At 61.5% G+C, this 26,156-nt stretch carries 9 protein-coding genes; 1 reads left to right on the top strand and 8 read right to left on the bottom strand.

Annotated elements, in window-relative coordinates; genetic code table 11:
* Nucleotides 1-12: 12 nt before the first annotated feature.
* The 8 genes from J2Y90_RS06790 to J2Y90_RS06755 form a co-directional block, all read right to left on the bottom strand.
* Nucleotides 13-1,551 carry an MFS transporter gene (locus J2Y90_RS06790; protein WP_253497753.1) on the bottom strand — a complete coding sequence of 513 codons (1,539 nt, stop codon included), beginning with the start codon at nt 1,549-1,551 and terminating at the stop codon, nt 13-15.
* Between the two features lie 199 nt (nt 1,552-1,750).
* Nucleotides 1,751-2,668 (bottom strand): LysR family transcriptional regulator, encoded by a 918-nt coding sequence (locus tag J2Y90_RS06785; protein WP_016772273.1) that lies wholly within the window; start codon nt 2,666-2,668, stop codon nt 1,751-1,753.
* A gap of 132 nt (nt 2,669-2,800) precedes the next feature.
* Entirely contained in the window at nt 2,801-3,667 is an 867-nt protein-coding gene (locus J2Y90_RS06780; protein WP_253497750.1) for an ABC transporter permease, read from the bottom strand.
* Between the two features lie 20 nt (nt 3,668-3,687).
* Nucleotides 3,688-4,548, bottom strand: a complete 861-nt coding sequence (locus J2Y90_RS06775) for an ABC transporter ATP-binding protein (RefSeq protein WP_253497748.1) — start codon at nt 4,546-4,548, stop codon at nt 3,688-3,690.
* Between the two features lie 17 nt (nt 4,549-4,565).
* Complete coding sequence (locus J2Y90_RS06770) at nt 4,566-5,462, bottom strand: TauD/TfdA dioxygenase family protein (protein ID WP_253497745.1); 897 nt, start codon at nt 5,460-5,462, stop codon at nt 4,566-4,568.
* Nucleotides 5,463-5,798: 336 nt separating this feature from the next.
* Nucleotides 5,799-7,166: an HlyD family type I secretion periplasmic adaptor subunit gene (locus J2Y90_RS06765; RefSeq protein WP_253497742.1), complete on the bottom strand. Its 1,368-nt coding sequence runs from the start codon at nt 7,164-7,166 to the stop codon at nt 5,799-5,801.
* Nucleotides 7,156-9,312, bottom strand: coding sequence for a type I secretion system permease/ATPase (locus tag J2Y90_RS06760; protein WP_042610144.1), 2,157 nt, complete (start codon nt 9,310-9,312; stop codon nt 7,156-7,158). The genes J2Y90_RS06765 and J2Y90_RS06760 overlap by 11 nt, the downstream gene beginning before the upstream one ends.
* A gap of 33 nt (nt 9,313-9,345) precedes the next feature.
* Nucleotides 9,346-10,698, bottom strand: a complete 1,353-nt coding sequence (locus tag J2Y90_RS06755) for a TolC family outer membrane protein (protein WP_253497739.1) — start codon at nt 10,696-10,698, stop codon at nt 9,346-9,348.
* 360 nt (nt 10,699-11,058) lie between these two features.
* Here J2Y90_RS06755 and J2Y90_RS06750 point away from each other — a divergent pair, with 360 nt between their 5' ends.
* Nucleotides 11,059-26,097 carry a LapA family giant adhesin gene (locus J2Y90_RS06750; protein ID WP_253497736.1) on the top strand — a complete coding sequence of 5,013 codons (15,039 nt, stop codon included), beginning with the start codon at nt 11,059-11,061 and terminating at the stop codon, nt 26,095-26,097.
* Nucleotides 26,098-26,156: the final 59 nt, after the last annotated feature.

Here is a 26,156-nt window from a genome sequence, read left to right as displayed (position 1 = left end):
TCAGTGCAGCGATCAGGTCGGCGCGCGCGGCGGATAAATCCGCGTTGGCAGCCAGAAAATCAGCAGAATCAGCGTTAGGGCGACGCCGGCCATGCACAGGTAGAGATCGGAGGAAGTCAGCACCACCGCCTGCTCGTGCACGCGGTGAGCGAGGCCCGAATCGCTGTGATCGGCCAGCGGCGAATTGCCGAGGCTGTCGACCAACATGGTCGAATGGAAATGCAGGCGCGCGGTGGTCAGCGCTTCGATCACGCCGGTGGCGACCACCGCGGCGAGACCTTTGACGGTGTTGAACCACGCCGACGCGAACGGCCCTTCCATCGGCGTGATACTGCCGGTCGACAACATCAGCAGCGGCAACACCGCCATCGGCTGGCCGAAAATCTGCAGCCATTGCAGGACGTAGAAATCGTCGCGAATCCACGCAGAGGTCAGGTGCGAACCGCCCAGGCAGGACAGCGCGAGCATGCTCAGGCCAATGCCAAGCACCCAGCGACAATCGACCCAGCGCAAGTTGCACAGCGCTGCCACCAACGGTAGCGCAATCAGCTGCGGCAACGCGGCAATGAGCATGATCGGCGCGGTTTGCGCCGGACGATAACCTTGCACCTGGGCCAGATAACTCGACGGAATCAACACCACCGCCAGCAGCACGATCAACACCCCGGCGAGGGTGATCAGGGCGAACAACAAGTTGCGGATGCCGAGCATCTGCAGCTTGAAAAACGGAATCGGTTGCGACCATTCATTGATCAGAAAAGCCACCAGCAGCAGCGAACCGGCGCCGAGTAATCCACAGATCAGATTCGACTCGAACCAGTCAAGTCGATTGCCCTGCAACAGACCGATCACCAGCATGCAGATCGCCGGAAAGCCCAGCAGCAGGCCTTTCCAGTTGAATGACTTGAGGCGTTCCAGGCGCAGCGGATCCTGCGGCAAGCCGTAGGCCACCGCGGCCATGGCGATCAGGCACGGCACGATGATCTGCCAGAACGTCCATTGCCAGCCGACGTATTCGGTCCACAGACCGGCCAGCGGCGTGCCGAGTCCCGGGCCGAACGTCGCGGTCAAGGCGTAACCGGCCAGTCCGTAGAGTTTGATGTTGGCGGGCAAAAAGCGCAGCGCAACGGTCATCAGCATCGGCGGCAGCGCGCCGCCGGCCAGGCCCTGAAGGATGCGCATCAACAACAGACTTTCGTAATTCGGCGCGAACGGGCACAACACGCCGAGCACGGTAAACAGTCCGATGGCGCAGAGGGTGAAGCGGCGCAGCGAGAAGGTCACCGAGCACCACGGCGCGAAGGCCATGGCTGCGACAGACGTGGCGGTGTAACTGGCGACCAGCCACGTGCCTTCGTCATAGCCGATGTGCAGCGCGCCACGAATATCGGCGAGTGCGACTTTGGTGACCATCTCGTTGAGGCCCGAGACCAGCACGGCCAACAGCACGCCGACCAGACCAATGATGATCCGCGCCCCGAACACCGGTGGCGCAGCCGCCGTCGCCGGGCTGGCCGCGGCGAGGGTCGCCGTGACCGTCAGGGATGTCATGAATGAAAACTCCGGGGGTGGAAATACCGGAGCATTTTAGTGGGGCTTGATGCTGACGAAAATTGACTTATCGGCAGGTTATAAGTGCATCAGACACAAATATCAAAAGCAAAAGATCGCAGCCTTCGGCAGCTCCTACAGGGGAAATGCATTCCAGTGTAGGAGCTGCCGAAGGCTGCGATCTTTTGCTTTGCTTTTTTTAAGGCTGTGCGGCCAGCCACGTTTCATCGCAGCAGGTCTTGAGGGTTTCGCGCAGCCAGCGGTGGGCCGGGTCCTTGTCGAAACGCGGGTGCCAGGCCTGGGTCAGCATCAGCATGGGCAGCGGAATCGGCAGGTCGAATGAACGCAGTTTCAGCCCCAGCCGCCGTACGCTGAGCAGGGCCTCTTTAGGCACCGGCAGGATCAGGTCGGAGTCGGGCAAGGCAAACATTGCTGCGTGGAAACTCGGCGCGATCACCGCCACCCGGCGCTCCAGCCCCAGAGCATTCAGCGCCGTATCGATCGGGCCGCGAGCAATGCCCCGGCGCGACATGCTGATGTGGGAAAATCCGGCGTAGCGTTCGGCAGTGATTTCGCCATCGAGCAACGGATGGTTCTCGCGCACCAGGCCGACGAAATGCGTGGAGAACAGGTTCTGTACCTTAACCTCCGGCGTGAGCGGCCGGGTGTTGCTGACGCTCAGATCGATGCGTCCTTCGCGCAGCGCCTCATCGTCGCCGTCGCCTTCCGGGACGAAGCGCAGTTCGCAATGCGGGGCGAGCTGGTCGAGGGTGTCGAACAGCTTGCCGCCGTAGACGCCGACGAAAAAATCATTGGCACGGATGCTGAAACGCCGGCGCAAGGTGCCCAGCTCGACGCTGTCGGCGGAGCGAAAGAGCAGCGCTGCCTGCTCGACCACATCGCGCACCTGTTCGCGTAACTCGAGGGCTTTGGGGGTCGGCACCAGACCACGCCCGGCGCGGACCAGAATCGGATCGCCAATGGCTTCGCGGATCCGCGTCAGGGTACGGCTCATGGCCGCCGGGCTGAGATTCATCCGCCGCGCAGCGCCGACCACGCTGCCCTCGTCGAGCAAGGCATCGAGGGCGACCAGAAGGTTCATGTCCGGGAGTTGCATGCTGAGCACTCATTGCTGATCTGGATTGATCCGAGCGCAATGCTAGCAGATCAAAAGATCGCAGCCTGCGGCAGCTCCTACAGGGGATTGTTTTCCCATGTAGGAGCTGCCGAAGGCTGCGATCTTTTCAGGTCAGCGCTGCATACCCCAACGCTTGACGGTCATACGCTCGAGGGTATCGAACACCAGATTCTCCGCCAGCAAGCCAATCAAAATCACCACCGCCAATCCGGCAAACACCTTGTCGGTGTACAGCTCATTGCGATTCTGAAAGATGTACCAGCCCAGCCCACCCTTGCCACTGGTCGCACCAAATACCAACTCGGCGGCGATCAATGTGCGCCACGCGAACGCCCAGCCAATTTTCAGACCCGCGAGAATCGACGGCAGCGCCGCCGGGATCAGGATGAACAAGACCAGGCGCAAGCCCTTCAAACCATAATTGCGCCCGGCCATGCGCAGCGTCTCGGAGACGCCGAGGAATCCCGCATAAGTATTCAGCGCCAGCGCCCACAACACCGAATGCACCAGCACGAAAATCAGGCTGTTCTGCCCCAGCCCGAACCAGAGCAAGGCCAGCGGCAGCAGGGCAATCGCCGGCAACGGGTTGAACATCGAAGTCATCGTACTGAGCAGATCACGTCCCAACTGGGTCGAGACCGCCAATGTCGTCAGGGCGAACGCGAGGATGATGCCGATCAGGTAGCCCTTGATCAGCACCACTAAAGATATCCACACCTTGGCCAGCAGCTCGCCACTGAGCAGCCCGTCGAACAAGGCATGCGCAGTTTGCAGAAAACTCGGCAGCATCAGGTCGTTGTTCTGAATCCGCGCGACCACTTCCCAGATAATCGCCAGCACGATGAGGATCAGGCTTTTGCGCAGCCAGCCCTGTTGCCACAGGCGCGTGCCGAGCGGCAATTCACGCTCGACCGGCACTGCGGTCAGCGGCTTGAGCACGGTTTCGAATTCTTCACGCACGGATGATGAATGGCTCATCGGGTAGTCCTCCTGGCCGTTCAATAGGCGATGCGAATGTCGTTGAAGTCATGCTCACGTTCGGTCTCCGGCGCCTGGCCTTCATCGAACAGCAGACGATGAATGCGCCGTGCCGATTCCTGAAACGCCACGCCACCAAGGCTGTGCAGATCGTATTGATGGCTGTGTACTTCGGCGCGCACCCGCCCCGGATGCGGTGACAGCAACAGGATGCGATTGCCCACCACCAAAGCCTCTTCGATCGAGTGGGTGACGAACAACAAAGTGAAGCGCACCTCTTCCCAGAGCAGCAGCAACTCCTCCTGCATCTTGCGGCGGGTCAGCGCATCGAGTGCAGCGAAGGGTTCATCCATCAAGAGGATTTTCGGCTGCATGGCCAAGGCCCGGGCGATCGCCACCCGCGCCTTCATGCCGCCGGACAAGGTGTGCGGATAGGCGTCGGCGAACGCCGCCAGGCCGACCTTTTGCAGATAATGCAACGCACGCTCTTCAGCGTCTTTCTTGTTCAAAGTGCGCGAGGCGAGCAGCGGGAACATCACGTTCTGCTTCACGGTTTTCCACGGCGGCAACTGATCGAATTCCTGGAACACCACAATGCGGTCCGGCCCCGGCGCATCGACGCGCTGGCCTTGCAGACGGATCTCGCCTTCGCAGGGCTGGATGAACCCGGCGACCGCTTTGAGCAGGGTGGATTTACCGCAACCGGACGGGCCGAGCAGGACGAAACGATCAGCCGGATCGATGGCGAAACTGACCTGATGAGTGGCGCGCACCACGCGTTGCGGCGTACGGTATTCGAGGCTGACGTGATCGACGGCCAACAACGCTTCGCTGTGGGCGATCGGGTTGCTGGCCGCGTGGCCTGGCAAAGGGGCGTTCATGGTCGATCTCCGGCGAATCAGAAAGGCGTGTCGCCCTGGATGGTCGTGCGATACAGCTTGCGGCGCAGATGCGCGGGGCAGCCGGCGGCGAGGTGGATCAGCGAACGGTTGTCCCAGAACACCAGGTCATGCGGTTCCCACTGATGGCGGTAGATGTTTTGCGGCAGCACGCTGTGGGCGAAGAGTTCGGCGAGCAGCTGGCGACTTTCGTCTTCCGGCAGGCCGACGATGCGCGTGGTGAAGCCTTCACTGACGAACAAGGCCTTGCGGCCGTTTTCCGGGTGGGTGCGCACCACCGGATGCACTACTTCTGCGACCTGGGCCAGTTGTTCCGGGGTCAGGGTCGGGCGCCAGTTGCCTTCGAATTTGGTTTCGCTGTAGCGCGCGGTGTAGGAATGCGCGGCGGAACGCCCTTCGACCGCATTGCGCAACGCAGCGGGCAAGTCGTCCCAGGCTTTGTGCATGTCGGCAAACAGCGTGTCGCCGCCCTCGGAGGGCAACTCTTGGGCGTGCAGCATCGAGCCGAGACTCGGCAGCTCTTTATAGGAAAGATCGGAATGCCAGAACTTGCCGGCGTCACCGAGACCGATGTTCTGGCCGTTCTCGATGATGTTGGAAACGATGAGAATTTCCGGGTGATTGGCCAGCAGGAACTGCTTGAGCACGTGGATCTGCAACACGCCGAAGCGACGGCTGAAATCGATTTGCTGTTGCGGGGTGATCTGCTGATCGCGAAAGACCACGACGTGGTGATCCAGGTGCGCGCGGTGAATGCGCGCGAAGTCCTGATCATTGACCGGTCGGCTGAGGTCGAGGCCAACGATCTCGGCGCCGACGGCACCGCTGAATGGACGAATTTCGAAAACTTGTGGCGCGGCAGTTGCGGCGCTTTCGGTGGCAGTAACGGCGGACATCAATCATCTCCCACTCACGGCGCGCTCACGGACGCGCACGTCGATCAGACACTCACGCTGGATTGCGTGTCGGTTCAGGTCGTGCGGCGCGCCGATTGGTCGGCAGGTACGCAGGTGGGTGACTTTATAGCTATAAGAATTGGAAATTAAATACCGTTAATGAATAACGATATGACGAAGGGTGAGTGGGCGTGGAGTGACGATTTTTGTCACTTCCCGACGGATATGTAGAGTCTGAGCGGACGCCTTCGCGAGCAGGCTCGCTCCCACAGTTGAAATGCGATCTCCTGTGGGAGCGAGCCTGCTCGCGAAGGGGCCGTCAGCAGCGCTGAAGATCTAGCGCTCGTGCAACGCTTCAGCTCGCGCCCGAATGATCGGCTTCAGCAAATAGCTCAACACCGATTTCTTGCCGGTAATGATATCCACCGACGCAACCATCCCCGGAATGATCAGCAATGGCTTTTCATCCGTGCCCAAATGACTGCGCTCGGTGCGCACCTTGATCACGTAATAGGTGGTTTTCTTGTCTTCGTCGGTGATGGTGTCGGCGCCAATCTGTTCCAGCTGCGCCTTCAGCCCGCCATAAATGGTGTAGTCATAGGCGGTGAATTTGACGATCGCTTCCTGCCCCGGGTGCAGGAAGGCGATGTCCTGCGGACGGATCTTGGCTTCGACCAGCAGGGTGTCGTCCAGCGGCACGATTTCGACCATGTCGCTGCCCGGCTGGATCACGCCGCCGATGGTGTTGACCAGCAACTTGTTGACGATGCCCCGCACGGGTGAGGTAACCAGCGTACGGCTGACGCGGTCCTCCAGCGCCTTGCCGGTGGCCTGGGCCTTGTTCAGATCGGTGCGCGCTTCGTTGAGCTGGGTCAGCGCTTCGCTGCGGAATTTGCCGCGGGTTTCGTCGATCTTGCGCTGCACTTCCTTGATCGCCGATTCCGCGCGCGGGATCGCCAGCGTGGTCGCGTCGAGCTGGCCACGGGTCTCCACTTCGGCACGCTTGAGGCGCAACACTTCTACCGGCGAGACCGCGCCCTGCGCCACCAGCGGCTCGGACATGTTGATTTCCTGGCGCTGCAAGCCGAGTTGCTGACGGTACTGCGCTTGTTTGGAGCTGAACTCACGGAGCTCTTGCTGACGCTGGATCAACTGCTCCTGCAGGCCGCCGATTTCGTCGTGCAATTGCTGACGGCGGCTGATGTACAACGACTCTTCGCTTTTCGCCTGGCCCGGCACGGCTTTAAGCACGTCTTCGGGGAAATCCAGCGGACGATCATCGACTTCCGCGCTCAGGCGCTCTACCCGCAGCAGCATCGACAGGCGATCGGCCTCGGTTTCGCCAACATTGGAGGCAAAACGCGTGTCGTCGAGACGAATCAGCGGCGCGCCGGCCTCGACGATCTGGCCTTCCTTGACGAACAGTTCGGAGACGATACCGCCCTCCAGGTTCTGGATTTTCTGGATTTTCGAAGAGGGAATTGCCTTGCCGTCGCCCTTGGTCACTTCGTCGATCACCGCGAAGTGGGCCCAGAGCATCAGGAACACGAAGAAGCCGATGATCGCCCAGATGGTCAGGCGCACGACGCGCGGGGCGTCTTCGATCAGCGCCTTGTTGACCTCCGGCAGCGGCTGGCCCTGCAGCGAGGCAGAGCCCTTGAAGTAGCGACGGATCGACTCCTTGACACCGGACTTAAGCAACACTGATCTGCCCCTTCTTCAACGCTTCCATCACGGCGGCTTTCGGGCCGTCGGCGAGAATCTGCCCGCGATCGATCACCAGCAGGCGGTCAACCAGCGACAACAGCGATGCCCGGTGCGTGACCAGCACCACGGTCTTGTTTTCAACCACCGCCGCGAGGCGTTGCTTGAGGCGTTCTTCGCCGGTGTTGTCCATCGCACTGGTCGGCTCGTCCATCAGCAGAATTGGCGGATTGAGCAACAGCGCCCGGGCCAGGGCGACGTTCTGCCGCTGGCCGCCAGAGAGGTTCTGCCCGCGCTCGCCGACTTGCAGTTCATAGCCTTGCGGGTGCAGACGGGCGAATTCGTGGACGCCGGCCAGTTCGGCCGCCTGCAGGACAAGCTCGTCTTCGACATAACGGGCGCCGGACACCAGGTTGTCGCGCAGGGTGCCGGACAGCAGCTGAATGTCCTGCGGCACGTAACCGATGTTGTAGCGCAGTTCGCTGACGTCGATCTGGCGGATGTCCACGCCGTCGACCAGCAAGGCACCGTCGTCCGGTTGATACAGGCCGACCAGCAATTTGGCCAGCGAGCTTTTGCCCGAGCCGCTACGGCCGATGATGCCGATCTTCTCGCCGGGCCGGATCACCAGGTTGATGTTCTTCAGCGCGGGGTTCTGTTGATCCGGGTAGGTGAAACTGAGCTGCCGGCATTCGATCGCACCCTGCAGAACCTTGCGGCTCAGCGGACGCTCTTCGAAATTGCGCTCCTGCGGCAGCTCCATCATCTGGTCGACGGAGGTCATGGTCACCCGCGCCTGTTGATAGCGCGTGAGCAGGCCGGACAGCGACGCCAGCGGGCTGAGGGCGCGGCCACTGAGCATGTAGCAGGCGATCAGCCCGCCCATGCTCAGGTTGCCGGCGATGATCTGGTACACGCCGAATACGATCATGATCACCCCGGCCAGTTGCTGGATCAGCAAGGTGATGTTCATCGCCAGACCGGAGAGCATTTTCACTCGCAGCTCGAGGCGGCTGAGGGTGCCGATGGTCTGTTCCCACTGATACTGGCGCTCGCTTTCGGCGTTGTTGACCTTGACCGCGTCCAGACCCGCGAGTGTCTCGATCAGGCTCGACTGACGCTCGGCGCCCAGGGCCATGGTGCGCTCCATGGTCGCGATCAGCGGCTTCTGCAAGGCGTAGCCGATCAGCAGGGCAATCGGGAATGCCAGCACCGGAATCCATACCAGATGCCCGCCGAGAATGGCGATGACGATGAAAATCAGAATGGTGAAAGGCAGGTCGATCAGGCTGGTCAGGGTCAGCGAGGCGAGGAAGTCGCGCAGGCTCTGAAATTCATGGATGTTCTGCGCAAAACTGCCGACCCGCGCCGGGCGGTATTTCATTGCCATGCCGACGATGCGTTCGAACAGCGTGGCGGAGATGATCAGGTCGGTTTTCTTCCCGGCCAGGTCCAGGCACAGACTGCGCAGGCTCTTGAGGATCAGGTCGAAGATGTAGGCGCCGGTGATGCCCAGCGCCAGCACCCACAGGGTTGCTTCGGCCTGGTTCGGCACCACGCGGTCGTAGACGTTCATCACGAACAGCGGCGCGGCCATGGCGATGATGTTGATCAGGAAACTGGCGGCGATCGCGTCGGCGTAGAGCCAGCGCGAACGCTTGAGGGTGTCGCGAAACCACGAGCGTGCCCGCGGGATCAGCGTGCCGTGGTTGACGTCGAATTTGTGCTGTGGCTGGGCGAAGAACACTTTGCCGGTGTAATCGTCAGTCAGCAGTTCGCGGCTGACCACCGATTCGCCGCCATCGCTTTCGCTGAGCAGCACCCGCGCATCGTTTTCGCCCTGCCAGCCGAGCAGGACGGCACTGCGGCCATCCTTGAGCAACAACAGCGCGGGCATGGCGATCGCCGGAATCTCTTCGAGCTTGCGCTGCAACACCCGCCCCTGCAGGCCGGCGCGAGCCGCTGCGCGCGGCAGCAACTCGACACTCAAACGTTGTTTGGGCAGCGGCAGGCCGGTGGTCAGCATCGCTGCGCTGGCAGGCTTCTGGTGCAGCATGCACAGGGCGAGCAGACCATCCAGCAACGGATCGTCATGCAACGCGCGTGGATCATGGCTGAGTTGAACTCGACTGACTTCTGATTCCACGCTCGACACTCTTTAACAGTTGAAAGGGATAACTCAGTTCATCCCAGGCAGCTGGACCTTGGGCTTCACGTCGTTCTGCACAACGGATGCCAACGGTGCGACCACTCCCTGGCTTTTGAGCAATTGGCCCATGGTCGCCTTGATTCGGTACTGAGTAAATAACTGAATGTTCTTGATTTCCGCCAGACGCCGCGAGGCGGTGAACAGTTCGTTTTCGCTGTCGAGCAAGTCCAGCAGGGTGCGTTCGCCGAGGCTGAATTGACGCTGGTAGGCGGTACGCACCGAGGTGCTGTGATCGACGTACTGCTGGGCAATCGGCACCTGGGCGTTGGCGTTGTTCAGCGCGTTCCAGGCCAGGCCAAGCTCTTCGTTCAACTGACGCAGGGCGTTGTTGCGGATATCCAGCGCCTGGTTGGCCAGGTACGACTTGGCTTCCAGATCAGCTTTGTTGCTGCCGCCGGAATACAGGTTGAAGCGCATGCGCAGCATGGCCTGCCATTCGTTGTTGTGGCCGTTCTGGCCGTCGAGATCGTTATCCGCGGTGCGGCCCAGTTCGGCGTCGAAGCGCGGGTAGAAGGTCGATTTCGCGGTGGCGAACTGCTTTTCGGCAGCGGCGATGTCCGACTCGGCGGAGCGCAGGATCGGGCTGTTTTCCAGCATCTGCGCGCGGGCCTCATTGAGGTTGGCCGGCATCATCGCCATGAACGGCGCCGGCCGCTCGAGCTGGTCTGGCATCTGGCCGACGGCGCTGAGGAAGTTGGTTTCCGCATCGGCGAGGTTGGTCTGTTCGGTGATCAGGTTGTTGCGGGCCTGGGCCATACGGGCTTCAGCCTGATCAAGGTCGGCACCGCTGCCGACGCCGCGCTGGGTGCGCAACTGGATCTGGTCGTAGATGCGCTGGTGGCTCTTGAGGTTTTCCTCGGCCAGACGAACGAATTCGCGGCGGGTCAGTACGTCCAGATATACCTGGGCGACGGTCAGCGCGGTGCGCTCGGAAGTGCCCAACAAGGAATAAGCACGGGAGCTGACGTTGGCTTGTTGACGCGCCACTTCGTTGGACGTCGCAAATCCGTCAAAAACCATTTGCGAGAGACGTAAACTTGACTCGCTGCGGTTCAAAGTCTCCCAGTGATTGCCGCCACCGTTCGCTCGGGTCGTCACGCTGTCAGTGCCTTCACGGCCATAGCCGCCCAGCAGATCGACCTTGGGCAGGTATCCCCCTTTCGCCGCCTTTAATTGATAATCCGCCGCCAATCGACTGTTGACCCCCGCCTGAATCTCCGGATGGACATCCAGCGCCTGTTGCATGGCTTCTGGTAAGGATTGTGCTTGTGCAAAAGAGGCGGCGAGAGCGAAGGGTGCGGCAAGGAGCAAAAGCGAACGCATGGTTGGAATTTTCCCGGAACTTCTTGTCTTGAATCACAGCAGAAACGTGGCGCTGCGTCGGATGATGGCAACCCGAATGACCGTATGTCGGAAAGTTCAAAAGAGGAACTGGATGACACGCTGAAGGACAGGTCGCCGCGGAAATATCAATGTGACATTAGTGGGGCGATTGTTTAGGATGGCTCCCAGAAGGTCAATAGTTTGGCATAAAGTTAATCGCGAAAATATATAGCCAGATTATTGACGAAATGCAGCGTCAACAAGTTATCCATTTTATCGAAAGTACGTCCAGACTGAAGTGGCGCCGACGCCCGTCAGGTCCATGGAAGTCAACTGAATGTGACACCCGGAGAGTCTTCAATGAGCAGTGTTGTTGCCGTCGTCAAAAGCATTGTCGGTCAGGTTTTCGTGGTGTCCCCAGAGGGCGTGCGTCGCGTACTCGTTGAAGGCGATCGCCTGTATGTCGGCGACCAGATCGATACCGGTCTGTCTGGCGCAGTGTCGCTGGAACTGGCCGATGGCCGCACGCTCGATCTGGGCCGCGACACCCAGTGGAGCGCCAACTCGCCTGACTCCAGCACTGACCTGGCCGAAGCCACCGCGCAGGCGGCACCTTCTGTTGAAGAACTGCAGCAAGCCATCGCCGCCGGTGTCGACCCGACCACCGCACTCGAGTCCACCGCGGCCGGCCCGACCGCCGCAGGTACCGGCGGTGCGGCCGGTGGTGGTCACAGCTTCGTCATGCTCGACGCAACCGCTGGCCGCGTCGATCCGACCATTGGCTTCCCCACGGCGGGCATCAATTCTGCCGGGCAAGTCGCGCAGGACACCACGGGCGGCCTGACCACCGACACCACCACCAACGCACTGCGTGACTCGACCCTGAGCCTCAGCGCCACGCCGACCATCACCGAAGCCGGCGGCGTGCTGGTGTACACCGCGACCCTGACCCAGGCACCGCTGACCGACCTGACTATCACCCTGTCCAACGGCGCAGTAATCGTCATTCCCGCCGGCGCCACCACCGGCACCGTCAACGTGCCGCTGGCGCCGAACGACACGGTCTATAACGACCCGACCCAGATCGACGTGACCGTCACCGGCACCAGCGGCGGCAACGGCATCACCGTGACCCCGCCGACTATCCCGGCGACCACGCAAGTCACCGACACCGTCGACACCACTACCGTTACCTTGACGGCTGGCTCGAGCGTCACCGAAGGTGGGCAGATCACTTACACCGCGACATTGACCAACCCGGCGCAAACCCCGGTAACCGTAACCCTGTCCAATGGCTCGACTATTACTATCGGCGCTGGCCAGACTACCGGCACCGTCAACGTGCCGACTGCGGCCAATGACGTTTACAACAACGGCAGCACCGTCAGCACCACGATCACTGGCGCAACCGGTGGCAACTTCGAAAACCTGGTGCCGAACCCGACGCCAGCAGTCACTACGATTGCCGACTCAGTCGATAACACCGGTCTGACCCTGACCGCGACCAACAACATTGTTGAAGGCGGCCAGATCACTTACACCGCGACCCTGACCAACCCGGCGCAGACGCCGGTAACCGTCACCCTGTCGAACGGCTCGACCATCACCATTGCGGCCGGCGAAACCGTCGGCACCGTCAACGTGCCGACTGCGGCCAATGACGTTTACAACAACGGCAGCACCGTCAGCACCACGATCACTGGCGCTACCGGTGGCAATTTCGAAAACCTGGTGCCAAGCAACACGCCAGCGGTCACCACCATCACCGACTCGGTCGACAACACTGGCCTGACCCTGACCGCGACCAACAACATCGTTGAAGGCGGCCAGATCACCTACACCGCGACCCTGACCAACCCGGCGCAAACCCCGGTAACCGTCACCCTGTCGAACGGCTCGACCATCACCATTGCGGCTGGCGAGACTGTCGGCACCGTCAACGTGCCGACTGCGGCCAATGACGTCTACAACAATGGCAGCACCGTCAGCACCACGATCACTGGCGCAACCGGTGGCAACTTCGAAAACCTGGTGCCAAGCAACACGCCAGCGGTCACCACCATCACCGACTCGGTCGACAACACCGGCCTGAGCCTGACCGCGACCAACAACATCGTCGAAGGCGGCCAGATCACCTACACCGCGACCCTGACCAACCCGGCGCAAACCCCGGTAACCGTCACCCTGTCGAACGGCTCGACCATCACCATTGCGGCCGGCGAAACCGTCGGCACCGTCAACGTGCCAACCCCGCCTAACGACGTCTATAACAACAGCAGCACCGTTACGACGACGATCACCGGGGCCAATGGTGGCAACTTCGAGAACCTGGTGCCGAATCCGGCGCCAGCAGTCACTACGATTGCCGACTCAGTCGATAACACCGGCCTGACCCTGACCGCGACCAACAACATTGTTGAAGGCGGCCAGATCACTTACACCGCGACCCTGACCAACCCGGCGCAAACCCCGGTAACCGTCACCCTGTCGAACGGCTCGACCATCACCATTGCGGCTGGCGAGACTGTCGGCACCGTCAACGTGCCGACTGCGGCCAATGACGTCTACAACAATGGCAGCACCGTCAGCACCACGATCACTGGCGCAACCGGTGGCAACTTCGAAAACCTGGTGCCAAGCAACACGCCAGCGGTCACCACCATCACCGACTCGGTCGATGATACTGGCCTGAGCCTCAGCGCCACCGGCACTGTGGCCGAGGGCGGCCAGATCACCTACACCGCCACGTTGACGAATCCGGCTGGCACTCCGGTAACCGTGACCCTGAGCAACGGCTCGGTGATCACCATTGATGCCGGCAAAACCACCGGCACCGTGACCCTTCCAGCGCCTGCAGATGACGTCTACAAAGACGCCGGCCAGGTCGAAGTCAGCATCAAGGAAGCCACCGGCGGCAACTTTGAGAGCCTGGTCCCGAGCACCACCCCGGCGGTGACCGAAATCACTGACACCGTCGACACCTCGACAGTGAAGCTGACCGCAGACACCTCGGTTGCCGAAGGCGGCACCGTGACTTACACCGCCACCGTCGGCGCGCCAGTCACCGGCTCGCCTGTGGTCGTGACGTTGGCCAACGGCCAGAACATCACCATTGCCGTCGGCCAGACCACTGGCTCCATCACCTACACCGCACCGAACGATGCCTTGACCGGCAACGCTCCGCTGACCAATTCGATCACTGGCGTAACCGGTGGCAACTACGAAAACCTGGTTGCGGACAAAACTCCAGTTTCGACCACCGTCACCGACGTTGCCGACACCACCAATCTGGCGCTGAGTGCGACCGCTTCCATGGCTGAAGGCGGCCAGATCACTTACACCGCTACCTTGACCAATGCTGCTGGCTCGCCAGTGACCGTGACCTTGTCGAATGGTGCCGTGATCACCATCAAGGCTGGCGAAACCAGCGGCACTGCGACCGTTCCTGCACCATCCGATGACGTCTACAAAGACGCCGGTTCCGTCCAGGCAACGATCACCAGCGCTACCGGTGGTAATTTCGAGAACCTTGTTCCGAGCACCACGCCAGCGGTCACTCAAGTCACCGACACCATCGACACCTCGACGGTCAAATTGACCGCTGACACTTCGGTCGCCGAGGGCGGCACCGTCACCTACACCGCCACTGTCGGTGCGCCCGTCACCGGCTCGCCTGTTGTCGTGACATTGGCCAACGGCCAGAACATCACCATCGCCGTCGGCCAGACGATCGGCAGCGTTACCGCCCCCGTATCGAATGACGTGCAGATCGGTCACGCACCGCTGACCAACTCGATCACCAATGTCAGCGGTGGTAACTACGAGAATCTGGTGGCCGACAAGACTCCGGTCAGCACCACCGTAACCGACACCGTCGACACCACCAGCGTCGCGCTGACTGCCACCGGCAATGTCAACGAAGGCGGGCAGATCACCTACACCGCGACGCTGAGCAATCCGGCCGGTACGCCGGTTACCGTCAATCTGAGCAACGGCTCGGTCATCACCATTGAAGCGGGCAAGACCACCGGCACCGTGACCGTTCCGGCGCCGGCCGATGACGTCTACAAAGACGCCGGCAAAGTCGAAGTGACCATCAAGGACGCCACCGGTGGCAACTTCGAAAATCTGGTGCCGAGCACTACGCCTGCGGTGACCAATGTTGCCGACACCGTCAACACCACGCACCTGACCCTCAGCGCGGAAAGCTATGTGCTCGAAGGCGCTTCGATCACTTACACCGCAACGCTGACCAACGCCGCGCAGACCCCGGTGACGGTCAACCTGAGCAATGGCCAGACCATCACTATTGAAGCGGGCAAGACCAGCGGTTCGGTGACGATTGCCGCACCGACCGATGACGTCTACAAGGACGTCAGCAAGCTCACCGTGACCATGACCGATGCCAGCGGCGGCAACTTCGAAAAGCTCGACGTCAGCAAGACTCCGGTCAGCACCACAGTCAACGATACCGTCGACACAACCGCCCTGACCCTGACTGCCAGCGATACCGTCAGCGAAGGTGGCCAGATCACCTACACCGCGACCCTGAGCAACCCGGCCGGCACCGCGATGACTGTGACCCTGGCCAACGGCGCAGTGATCAATATCGCAGCCGGCGCCACCAGCGGTTCGGTGAATTTCCCGGCGCCTGCCAACACGCCTTACATCGATGGCAGCAACGTGCGGACGGCAATCGCCAGCCACAGCGGCGGCAATTTCGAGCGCGTCGAGGCCGATCGTTCGGCAGTGGTGACCAAAGTCACCGACGCCGTCGACACCACCGATATCAGCCTGAGCGCCACCGGCAGCGTTGCCGAGGGCGGCTCGATCGTCTACACCGCAACCCTGAGCAATCCGGCCGGCACTGCCATGACCGTGACTCTGAGCAACGGAGCGGTGATCAACATTGCCAAGGGTGCGAGCACCGGCAGCGCAACCGTCGCCGCGCCCGCCGATGACGTATACAAGGACGCCGGCAAGGTCGATGCGAGCATCACCAAGACCAGCGGTGGCAACTTTGAAAACCTGGTGGTCGACAAGACCCCGGCAGTCACCAATGTTACCGACACCATCGACAACAGCACCGTTTCGCTGACCGCCAGCGCCAGCGCGGTAGAAGGCGGCGTGGTCGTCTACACCGCTTCGGTGACCGCACCGGTCACTGGTTCGCCGGTAGTAGTCACCCTGTCCAACGGCCAGACCATCACCATTCCGGTCGGCGCCAGCAGCGCCAGCGTCAACTTCACCGCGCCGAACGATGCACAGGCCGGCGGCAACACCTTGAGCGTGAAAATCGACGGCGCCAGCGGTGGCAATTACGAAAATCTCGTGGCCGACCAGACCCCGGCGGTGACCTCGGTGACTGACGTCGCCGATACCACCTCCCTGTCGTTGTCCGCGACCGGCGCCGTGGCCGAGGGCGGTTCGATTGTCTACACCGCGACCCTGAGCAACCCGGCCGGCACCCCGGTTACCGTGAATCTGAGCAACGGCGCGGTGATCACCATCGAGGCTGGGAAAACCACTGGCACCGTCACCGTTCCGGCACCTGCCGATGACGTCTACAAAGACGCCGGCAAAGTTGAAGTCACGATCAAGGATGCCACCGGCGGCAACTTTGAAAACCTGGTGCCAAGCACCACGCCAGCGGTCACCGATGTCACCGACACCGTCGACACCTCGACGGTCAAACTGACTGCCACCGATACAGCGGCCGAAGGCGGCATGGTCACCTACACCGCCACGGTTGGCGCGCCGGTCACCGGTTCGCCTGTGGTCGTGACCCTGGCCAACGGTCAGAACATCACCATCGAAGTCGGCAAGACCAGCGGCAGTGTCAGCACCACCGCGCCGAACGACGTCCTCGCCGGCCACGCGCCGCTGACCAACTCGATCACCAATGTCAGCGGCGGTAACTTCGAAAACCTCGTCGCCGACAAAACTCCGGTCAGCACCACCGTGACCGATACCGTCGACACCACCAACCTGTCGCTCAGCGCCACCGGTGCGGTAAACGAAGGCGGCCAGATCACCTACACCGCGACCCTGAGCAACGCCGCCGGCACACCGGTCACCGTGACCTTGAGCAATGGCGCGACGATCACCATCGACGCCGGCAAAACCACTGGCACCGTGACTGTCGATGCGCCGAAAGACGACGTCTACAGAGACGCGGGCAGCGTTGAAGCAACCATCCAGAGCGCAACGGGCGGTAACTTCGAAAAACTCGTCACCAGCACAGCGCCAGCGGTGACCACGGTCAACGACACCATCGATACCTCCACCGTATCGCTGAGCGCCACCGCGAACGTCGCCGAAGGCGAAACCGTGGTCTACACCGCGACCGTGGGCGCGCCAGTGACCGGTTCACCGGTGATCGTCAGCCTGTCTAACGGCCAGACCATCACCATCGCGGTCGGCGAAACCACCGGCAGCGTCAACTACGTCGCGCCGAACAGCCCATTGGCGGGCGGCAGCTCGTTGAGCGTGACCATCGATGGCGCCACAGGCGGCAATTACGAAAAACTGGTGGTCGACGGCAAGTCCGCCGACACCGTGGTATCGGACACCACCGACACCACCAACCTGAACCTGACCGCCAGCGATTCGGTCGCCGAAGGCGGGCAGATCACCTACACCGCGACGCTGACCAACGCCGCAGGCTCGCCTGTGACCGTGACCCTGTCGAACGGCGCCACGATCACCATCGACGCGGGTAAAACCACTGGCACCGTGACCGTTGCGGCACCTGCCGATGACGTCTACAAAGACGCCGGCTCCGTGCAGGCGACGATCACCAGCGCCACCGGTGGCAACTTCGAAAACCTGGTGCCGAGCACCACGCCAGCAGTCACTACAGTCACTGACACCATCGATACTTCGACCGTCAAACTGACGGCCGATACTTCGGTTGCTGAGGGCGGCACCGTGACTTACACCGCCACGGTTGGCGCTCCGGTCACCGGCTCGCCTGTCGTCGTGACTCTGGCCAATGGTCAGAACATCACCATCGCTGTTGGCCAGACCACAGGCACCGCAACCTTTACCGCGCCGAACGATGCGCTGACTGGCAATGCTCCACTGATCAACTCGATCACTGGCGTAACCGGCGGTAACTTCGAAAATCTGGTGGCGGATAAAACTCCGGTTTCGACTTCTGTCACAGATGTTGCCGACACCACCAACCTGTCGCTGAGTGCGACCGGTTCTGTGGCGGAAGGTGGCCAGATCACGTACACCGCGACGCTGACAAACGCCGCTGGGTCGCCTGTGACCGTGACTTTGTCGAACGGCGCAGTGATCACCATCAAGGCTGGTGAAACCACCGGCAATGTGACCGTTCCGGCACCCTCCGATGACGTGTACAAGGACGCTGGTTCTGTCCAGGCGACGATCACCGGCGCCACCGGTGGCAATTTCGAGAACCTTGTTCCGAGCACTACGCCAGCCGTCACTCAAGTCACCGATACCATCGACACTTCGACGGTCAAACTGACCGCCGATACCTCGGTCGCTGAAGGCGGCACCGTGACTTACACGGCTACCGTGGGCGCGCCTGTTACTGGTTCGCCTGTCGTCGTGACTCTGGCCAACGGCCAGACCATCACCATCGCTGTAGGCCAGACTTCCGGCACTGCGACCTTCACCGCACCGAACGATGCGCTGACCGGCAACGCTCCACTGACCAACTCGATCACTGGCGTAACCGGCGGTAACTTCGAAAATCTGGTGGCGGATAAAACTCCGGTTTCGACTTCTGTCACGGACGTTGCCGACACCACCAACCTGTCGCTGAGTGCGACAGGTTCTGTGGCGGAAGGTGGCCAGATCACGTACACCGCGACGCTGACAAACGCCGCTGGCTCGCCTGTGACCGTGACCTTGTCGAACGGCGCCGTGATCACTATCAAGCCTGGTGAAACCAGCGGCACCGCAACCGTTGCTGCCCCGTCCGACGACGTCTACAAAGACGCCGGCTCGGTGCAGGCCACGATCAAAACCGCCACCGGTGGCAATTTCGAGAACCTTGTTCCGAGCACCACGCCAGCCGTCACTCAAGTCACCGATACCATCGACACTTCGACGGTCAAACTGACCGCCGATACCTCGGTCGCTGAAGGCGGTACCGTGACTTACACGGCTACCGTGGGCGCGCCTGTTACTGGTTCGCCTGTCGTCGTGACTCTGGCCAACGGCCAGACCATCACCATCGCTGTAGGCCAGACTTCCGGCACTGCGACCTTCACCGCACCGAACGATGCGCTGACCGGCAACGCTCCGCTGACAACTTCGATCACTGGCGTAAGCGGCGGTAATTTCGAAAACCTGGTGGCGGATAAAACGCCAGTTTCGACTTCCGTCACAGACGTTGCCGACACTACCAATCTGTCGCTGAGCGCGACCGGTTCTGTGGCTGAGGGCGGTCAGATTACGTACACCGCGACACTGACCAACGCTGCAGGCTCGCCTGTGACCGTGACCTTGTCGAACGGCGCCGTGATCACTATCAAGGCTGGCGAGACCACCGGCACTGCGACCGTTCCGGCACCGTCCGATGACGTCTACAAAGACGCCGGCTCCGTCCAGGCAACGATCACCGGCGCTACCGGTGGCAATTTCGAGAACCTTGTTCCGAGCACTACGCCAGCGATCACCCAAGTCACTGACACCGTCGACACTTCGACGGTCAAACTGACCGCTGATACTTCTGTAGCAGAAGGCGGCACGGTCACTTACACCGCAACCGTCGGCGCACCAGTTACTGGTTCGCCTGTGGTTGTGACCCTGGCGAACGGTCAGAACATCACCATCGCCGTCGGCCAGACCACTGGTTCCATCACCTACACTGCACCGAACGATGCGCTGACCGGCAACGCTCCGCTGACCAACTCGATCACTGGCGTAAGCGGCGGTAATTTCGAGAATCTGGTGGCGGATAAAACCCCGGTTTCGACTTCCGTCACAGACGTTGCCGACACTACCAATCTGTCGCTGAGTGCGACAGGTTCGGTGGCCGAGGGTGGCTCGATTGTGTACACAGCGACGTTGACCAACGCCGCAGGCTCGCCTGTGACCGTGACCTTGTCGAACGGCGCTGTCATCACCATCAAAGCAGGCGAAACCAGCGGCACTGCGACCGTTCCGGCACCGTCCGATGACGTCTACAAAGACGCCGGCTCCGTCCAGGCAACGATCACTAGCGCCACCGGTGGCAATTTCGAGAACCTTGTTCCGAGCACCACGCCAGCCGTCACTCAAGTCACCGACACCATCGATACTTCGACGGTCAAATTGACCGCCGATACCTCGGTAGCAGAAGGCGGCACCGTGACTTACACGGCTACCGTGGGCGCGCCTGTTACTGGTTCGCCTGTCGTCGTGACTCTGGCCAACGGCCAGACCATCACCATCGGCGTCGGTCAAACTACCGGCACTGCTATCGCTGTTGCTTCGAACGATGCCCTGACCGGCCATGCGCCGATCACCAATGCGATCACCAACGTCAGCGGCGGCAACTTCGAAAACCTCGTCGCCGACAAGACTCCGGTCAGCACCACCGTGACCGACACCGTCGACACCACGAGTCTGTCCCTGAGCGCGACAGGTTCTGTGGCCGAAGGTGGCTCGATCATTTACACCGCTACGCTGACCAACGCCGCTGGCTCGCCTGTAACCGTGACCCTGTCGAACGGTGCCGTGATCATCATCAAGGCTGGCGAAACCACCGGCACTGCGACCGTTCCGGCACCGTCCGATGACGTCTACAAAGATGCCGGCTCCGTGCAGGCGACGATCACCAGCGCTACCGGCGGTAATTTCGAGAACCTCGTTCCGAGCACTGCTCCAGCGGTGACGACTGTCACCGACACCATCGACACGTCGACGGTCAAATTGACCGCCGATACATCGGTGGCTGAAGGCGGCACCGTGACTTACACCGCGACAGTTGGCGCTCCGGTCACTGGTTCGCCTGTGGTCGTGACTTTGGCCAATGGCCAAACCATCACCATCGGCGTCGGCCAAACTACCGGCACTGCAACCGCTGTTGCTTCGAACGATGCATTGACCGGCCACGCGCCGATCACCAATGCGATCACCAACGTCAGCGGTGGCAACTTCGAAAACCTCGTCGCCGACAAGACTCCGGTCAGCACCACCGTGACCGACACCGTCGACACCACCAACCTGTCCCTGTCGGCGACCGGTTCTGTGGCCGAAGGTGGCCAGATCACGTACACCGCGACCCTGACCAACGCCGCAGGCTCGCCTGTGACCGTGACTTTGTCGAACGGCGCCGTAATCACCATCAAGGCTGGCGAAACCAGCGGTAATGTGACCGTTCCTGCCCCGTCCGACGACGTCTACAAAGACGCCGGCTCGGTGCAGGCCACGATCAAAACCGCAACCGGTGGCAACTTCGAAAACCTGGTACCGAGCACTGTTCCGGCCGTGACGACAGTCACTGACACCATCGATACTTCGACGGTCAAGCTGACCGCTGATACTTCGGTGGCTGAAGGCGGCACCGTGACCTACACCGCCACGGTTGGCGCTCCGGTCACCGGCTCGCCTGTCGTCGTGACTTTGGCCAACGGCCAGACCATCACCATCGGCGTCGGCCATACTACTGGCACTGCAACCGCTGTTGCTTCGAACGATGCGCTGACCGGCAACGCTCCAATCACTAACTCGATCAGTGGTGTAACCGGCGGCAACTTCGAAAACCTCGTTGCCGACAAGACTCCGATCAGCACCACCGTGACCGACACTGTCGACACCACCAACCTGTCGCTCAGCGCGACCGGTTCCGTGGCAGAAGGTGGTTCGATTGTTTACACCGCGACCCTGACCAATGCCGCAGGCTCGCCTGTGACCGTGACCTTGTCGAACGGTGCCGTGATCACTATCAAGGCTGGCGAAACCAGCGGCAATGTGACCGTCCCGGCACCGTCCGACGACGTCTACAAAGACGCCGGCTCAGTGCAGGCCACGATCAAAACCGCGACCGGTGGCAACTTCGAAAACCTGGTGCCGAGCACCGCGCCAGCAGTGACCAGCGTCACCGACACCATCGACACCACCACCGTAAAACTGAGCGCAACCGCCACAGCTGCAGAAGGCGGCAATGTCGTCTACACCGCGACCGTCGGCGCACCAGTCACCGGTTCGCCAGTTGTCGTGACGTTGGCCAACGGCCAGAACATCACTATCGCGGTCGGCCAGACCACCGGCACCGTGACCGCCGTCGCACCGAACGATGCACTGACCGGCCACGCTCCGATCACCAATGCGATCACCAACGTCAGCGGTGGCAATTTCGAAAATCTGGTCGCCGACAAGACTCCGGTCAGCACCACCGTGACCGACACCGTCGACACCACCAACCTGTCGCTCAGCGCGACCGGCTCGGTAGCCGAAGGTGGCCAGATCACCTACACCGCGACCCTGACCAACCCTGCCGGCTCGCCGGTCACCGTGACCCTAAGCAACGGCGCTGTCATCACCATCAAAGCAGGCGAAACCACTGGCACCGTGAACGTTCCAGCACCCGCCGACGACGTCTACAAGGACGCCGGCTCGGTACAGGCAACGATCACCAGCGCCACCGGTGGCAGCTTCGAAAATCTGGTACCGAGCAGCACGCCGGCGGTGACCAGCGTCACCGACACTGTCGACACCACTACCGTCAGCATCAGTGGCAGCAGCTCGGTGGCCGAGGGCCAGACCGCCAGCTACACCGTCAGCCTCAATCACCCGGCGCAGACCGAAGTGACCCTGAAAATCGTCTACAGCGGCACCGCTGCCGACGGTTCGGATTTCACCGGTGTGTACACCGTGAAGATTCCGGCGGGCGCCAGCAGCGCGCAGTTCAACGTCGCCACCCTCGATGACAAGATCACCGAAGGCACCGAGAACTTCGTGGTCAAGATCGATTCGGCTACCGGCGGCAACTTCGAGAACCTCGCGGTCAGCAGCACCAATGGCAGCGTCAGTACCTCGATCATCGACAACGATGCACCTCCGGTACTCGATCTGGACGCCAACAACTCCAGTGGCGCGACCGGTGCCGATTACAAAGTGACGTTCACTGAGAACACCCCGGGCGCCGGCGTGTCGATCGCTGACACCGACCTCAGCATCACCGACCCGGACAGCACCATGCTGACCGGCGCCACCGTGGTGCTGACCAACCGTCAGGACGGCGATGCGCTGAACCTTGGCAACAGCGTCAACGGCATCACCATCAATGCCAACAGCACCAACGGCACAGTGACTTTGACCCTGTCGGGTAACGCGACGCTGGCCGATTACATGCAGGCCATCAAGAACATCAACTTCACCAATAGCAGCGAAAACCCGAGTACCGTGCCGCGCGTCATCACCGTGACGGTGACCGATGGTGGCAACTACTCGAACACCGCGACCACCACGGTCAACGTGGTGGCGGTCAACGATGCACCGGTCGCCGCGCCGAGCAATGTCACCGGCAGCGAAGACACGCCGCTGATCCTCGGCTGGTCGACCTTCGGCGTCAGCGATGTCGACAGCCCGGCGAGCAGCCTCGGCATCAAGATCACTCAGCTGCCGGGCGAGGGCAAACTGCAGTATCTGGACGGCTCGACCTGGAAAGATGTCGCCAACAACCAGACCTTCAGCAAGGCCGACATCGACGCCGGCAAACTGCGCTTCCTGCCGGATGCCAACGAGTCGGGAACCAACGGTTACGGCGGCACCGGCCTGGGCAACAATCAGGCGGACTACGCGCAAATCAAGTTCCAGCCTACCGACGGTCAACTGCTGGGCAATACCGGCACCGTGAAGATCGACATCACGCCAGTGGCGGATGCGCCGACCGTGGCCGTGGCCGACAACAGCGTTAAGTCCACTGGCCTGATCAAGGAAGTCTGGACCGGCCTCTCGGGCTTGGGCACTGACGGCAGCGGCGCGAACTCGACCACCCTGAAAAACGTGATCGACGCGGCCGGCAAACCGAATTCCAGCGGCAATGTCACCAACGTGCAGTCCGACGGCAGCGTCGCCGCCGGTACGGCGTCGAAGACCTCTGGCCTGATTTACCTGGAAGCCGGCAAGACCTACAGCTTCAGCGGCATCGCCGATGACAGCCTGCTGATCACCATCGGCGGCAAGAGCGTGGCTTCGGGTACCTGGGGCGCGGGCGGTGCAATCAATGGTTCGTTCACCCCGACCACCAGCGGCTACTACACCCTCGACATCTACCACCACAACCAGAGCGGCCCGGGCAGCTACGACGTCAACCTGTCGGTCAACGGCAGCACACCGATCGACCTGAGCAACGCTGGCGTGCCGATCTACACCGGTGTGCAGGATCTGATCAACTCGGGCGTCACCGTCTCGGATCTGCACGGCACTAACGGCGAAGGTTATTACGACGGCTACAAGCTCAACACCGGCGCCGAAGGCACCACGGTGAAACTGTCGGCGATCAGCACCGCGCTGACCGACACCGACGGCTCGGAAACCCTGAGCGTGAAGATCAGCGGCGCACCGGTCGGTTCGGTGCTCAGCGATGGCGCGGGCCATTCCTTCACCGTTACCGCGAGCAATGGCGAAGCCAACGTCACCGGCTGGAACCTCGGTTCCCTGACCGTGACTCCGCCGACCTACTACAACGGTCAGTTCAACCTGACCGTGACTTCGACGTCGACCGAACAGGTCGGCGGCTCGGCGAGCAGCACCGCGACCATTCCGGTGACGGTAGTGCCGGCGGTGTACAACGCCGTCACCGCCACCTCGGGTGACGACACCGTCACCGGCACCGACGGCAACGACATCATCGTCGCTGACATCGGCGGCCTGACCGTGGTCCCGGGCACCAACTACAACATTGCGTTCATGGTCGACAGCTCGGGAAGCATGAGCGCTGCATCGCTCAATGCCGCGAAGGACTCGCTGACTTCGGTGTTCAACAGCCTCAAGCAAAGCCTGGGCGGCAGCAACTCGGGCACGGTGAACATCTTCCTGGTGGACTTCGATACCCAGGTCAACAAGTCGGTGTCGGTGAATCTCAACGACCCGAACGCGCTGGCGCAACTCAAAGCCGTGCTGGACTCGATGGGCTCCGGCGGCGGCACCAACTACGAGGACGTGTTCAAGACCACGGCCAACTGGTTCCAGAGTGCCGATGCCGTGGCCAACACCGGGGCGAAGAACCTCACCTACTTCATCACCGACGGCCAGCCGACCTACTACCAGAGCGGTGAGCAAACCAACCCGACGCTTTATGGCAACGTGAAGCTCGATGACGTGGTGAAAACCAGCAACTACAAGCCGGGCGACACCTTCAGCACCTACATCGACAACACCCATGCGTTGACGATCAACAGTGCCGGCACTGTGACTCTGCAGACCTACAGCTCATGGTGGGGCTGGAGCAGCAGCAATCTGGGCACCATCCATGCGCAGGGCGACGGCACTTACGAGTTGTCGAACCTGGCAGGTACCGGTAACAGCACCAACTCTTCGACGAGCAGCAACTCGGCCAGCGGCTTTGCCTTGCTCAGCGGCCTGTCGAACGTTGAAGCCATTGGTCTGAACAGCGGTGTCACTCTTGATGACCTGAAACCGTACGATTCGGATAAAACGCCGCAAACCAACATCGATCCGAAAGACCTGGCCAACTCGATCATCGGCCATACCGAAGCGACGCTGCCCGGTAGCGACACCGTCAACGGTGGCGAAGGCAACGACATCCTGTTCGGCGATCTGGTGAGCTTCAACGGCATTGCCGGCGAGGGTTACCAGGCGATGCAGGCGTTCGTCGCCAAGGAAACCGGCGTCGAAGTAAGCAAAGTCAGCACCAGCAACGTGCACCAGTACATCACCGAGCACTATCAGGCGTTCGATGTGTCCGGCGCACACGACGGTAATGACACGCTGCTCGGTGGCGCAGGCAATGACATCCTGTTCGGCTCGGGCGGCAACGACCTGCTCGACGGCGGCAAAGGCAATGACATCCTGCTCGGTGGCAGCGGCAAAGACACGCTGATCGGCGGTCAGGGCAACGACATCCTCATCGGCGGTTCCGGTGGTGACACCTTCGTCTGGAAATCGGGCGACACCGGTAACGACGTGATCAAGGATTTCAAAGCCAGCGAAGGCGACCGCATCGACCTGCGCGACCTGTTGCAGGGCGAGACCGGCAGCACCATCGACAACTTCCTGAAAATCACCACGGTCGATGGCACGTCGTCGCTGCAAGTCAGCTCGGCGGGCAAATTCAACTCGGCCGATGCCGCTGCGGCGACGCCGGACGTGACGATCAAACTGGAAGGCAACAACTGGGCGAGCGCCAACCTGCACAACCTGATTGCCGGCAGCGACCCGACCATCAAGGTCGATCACAACAACAGCTGAGGCTGAAACGGCCGCCTCCGCTGAGGCGGCCGTCGCGTTTGCCGGCAATGCAGCGGTGA

The organism is Pseudomonas koreensis (genome assembly GCF_024169245.1).
GTDB classification, from domain to species: domain Bacteria; phylum Pseudomonadota; class Gammaproteobacteria; order Pseudomonadales; family Pseudomonadaceae; genus Aquipseudomonas; species Aquipseudomonas koreensis_F.
This window is presented reverse-complemented; position numbering and strand designations above follow the sequence as displayed.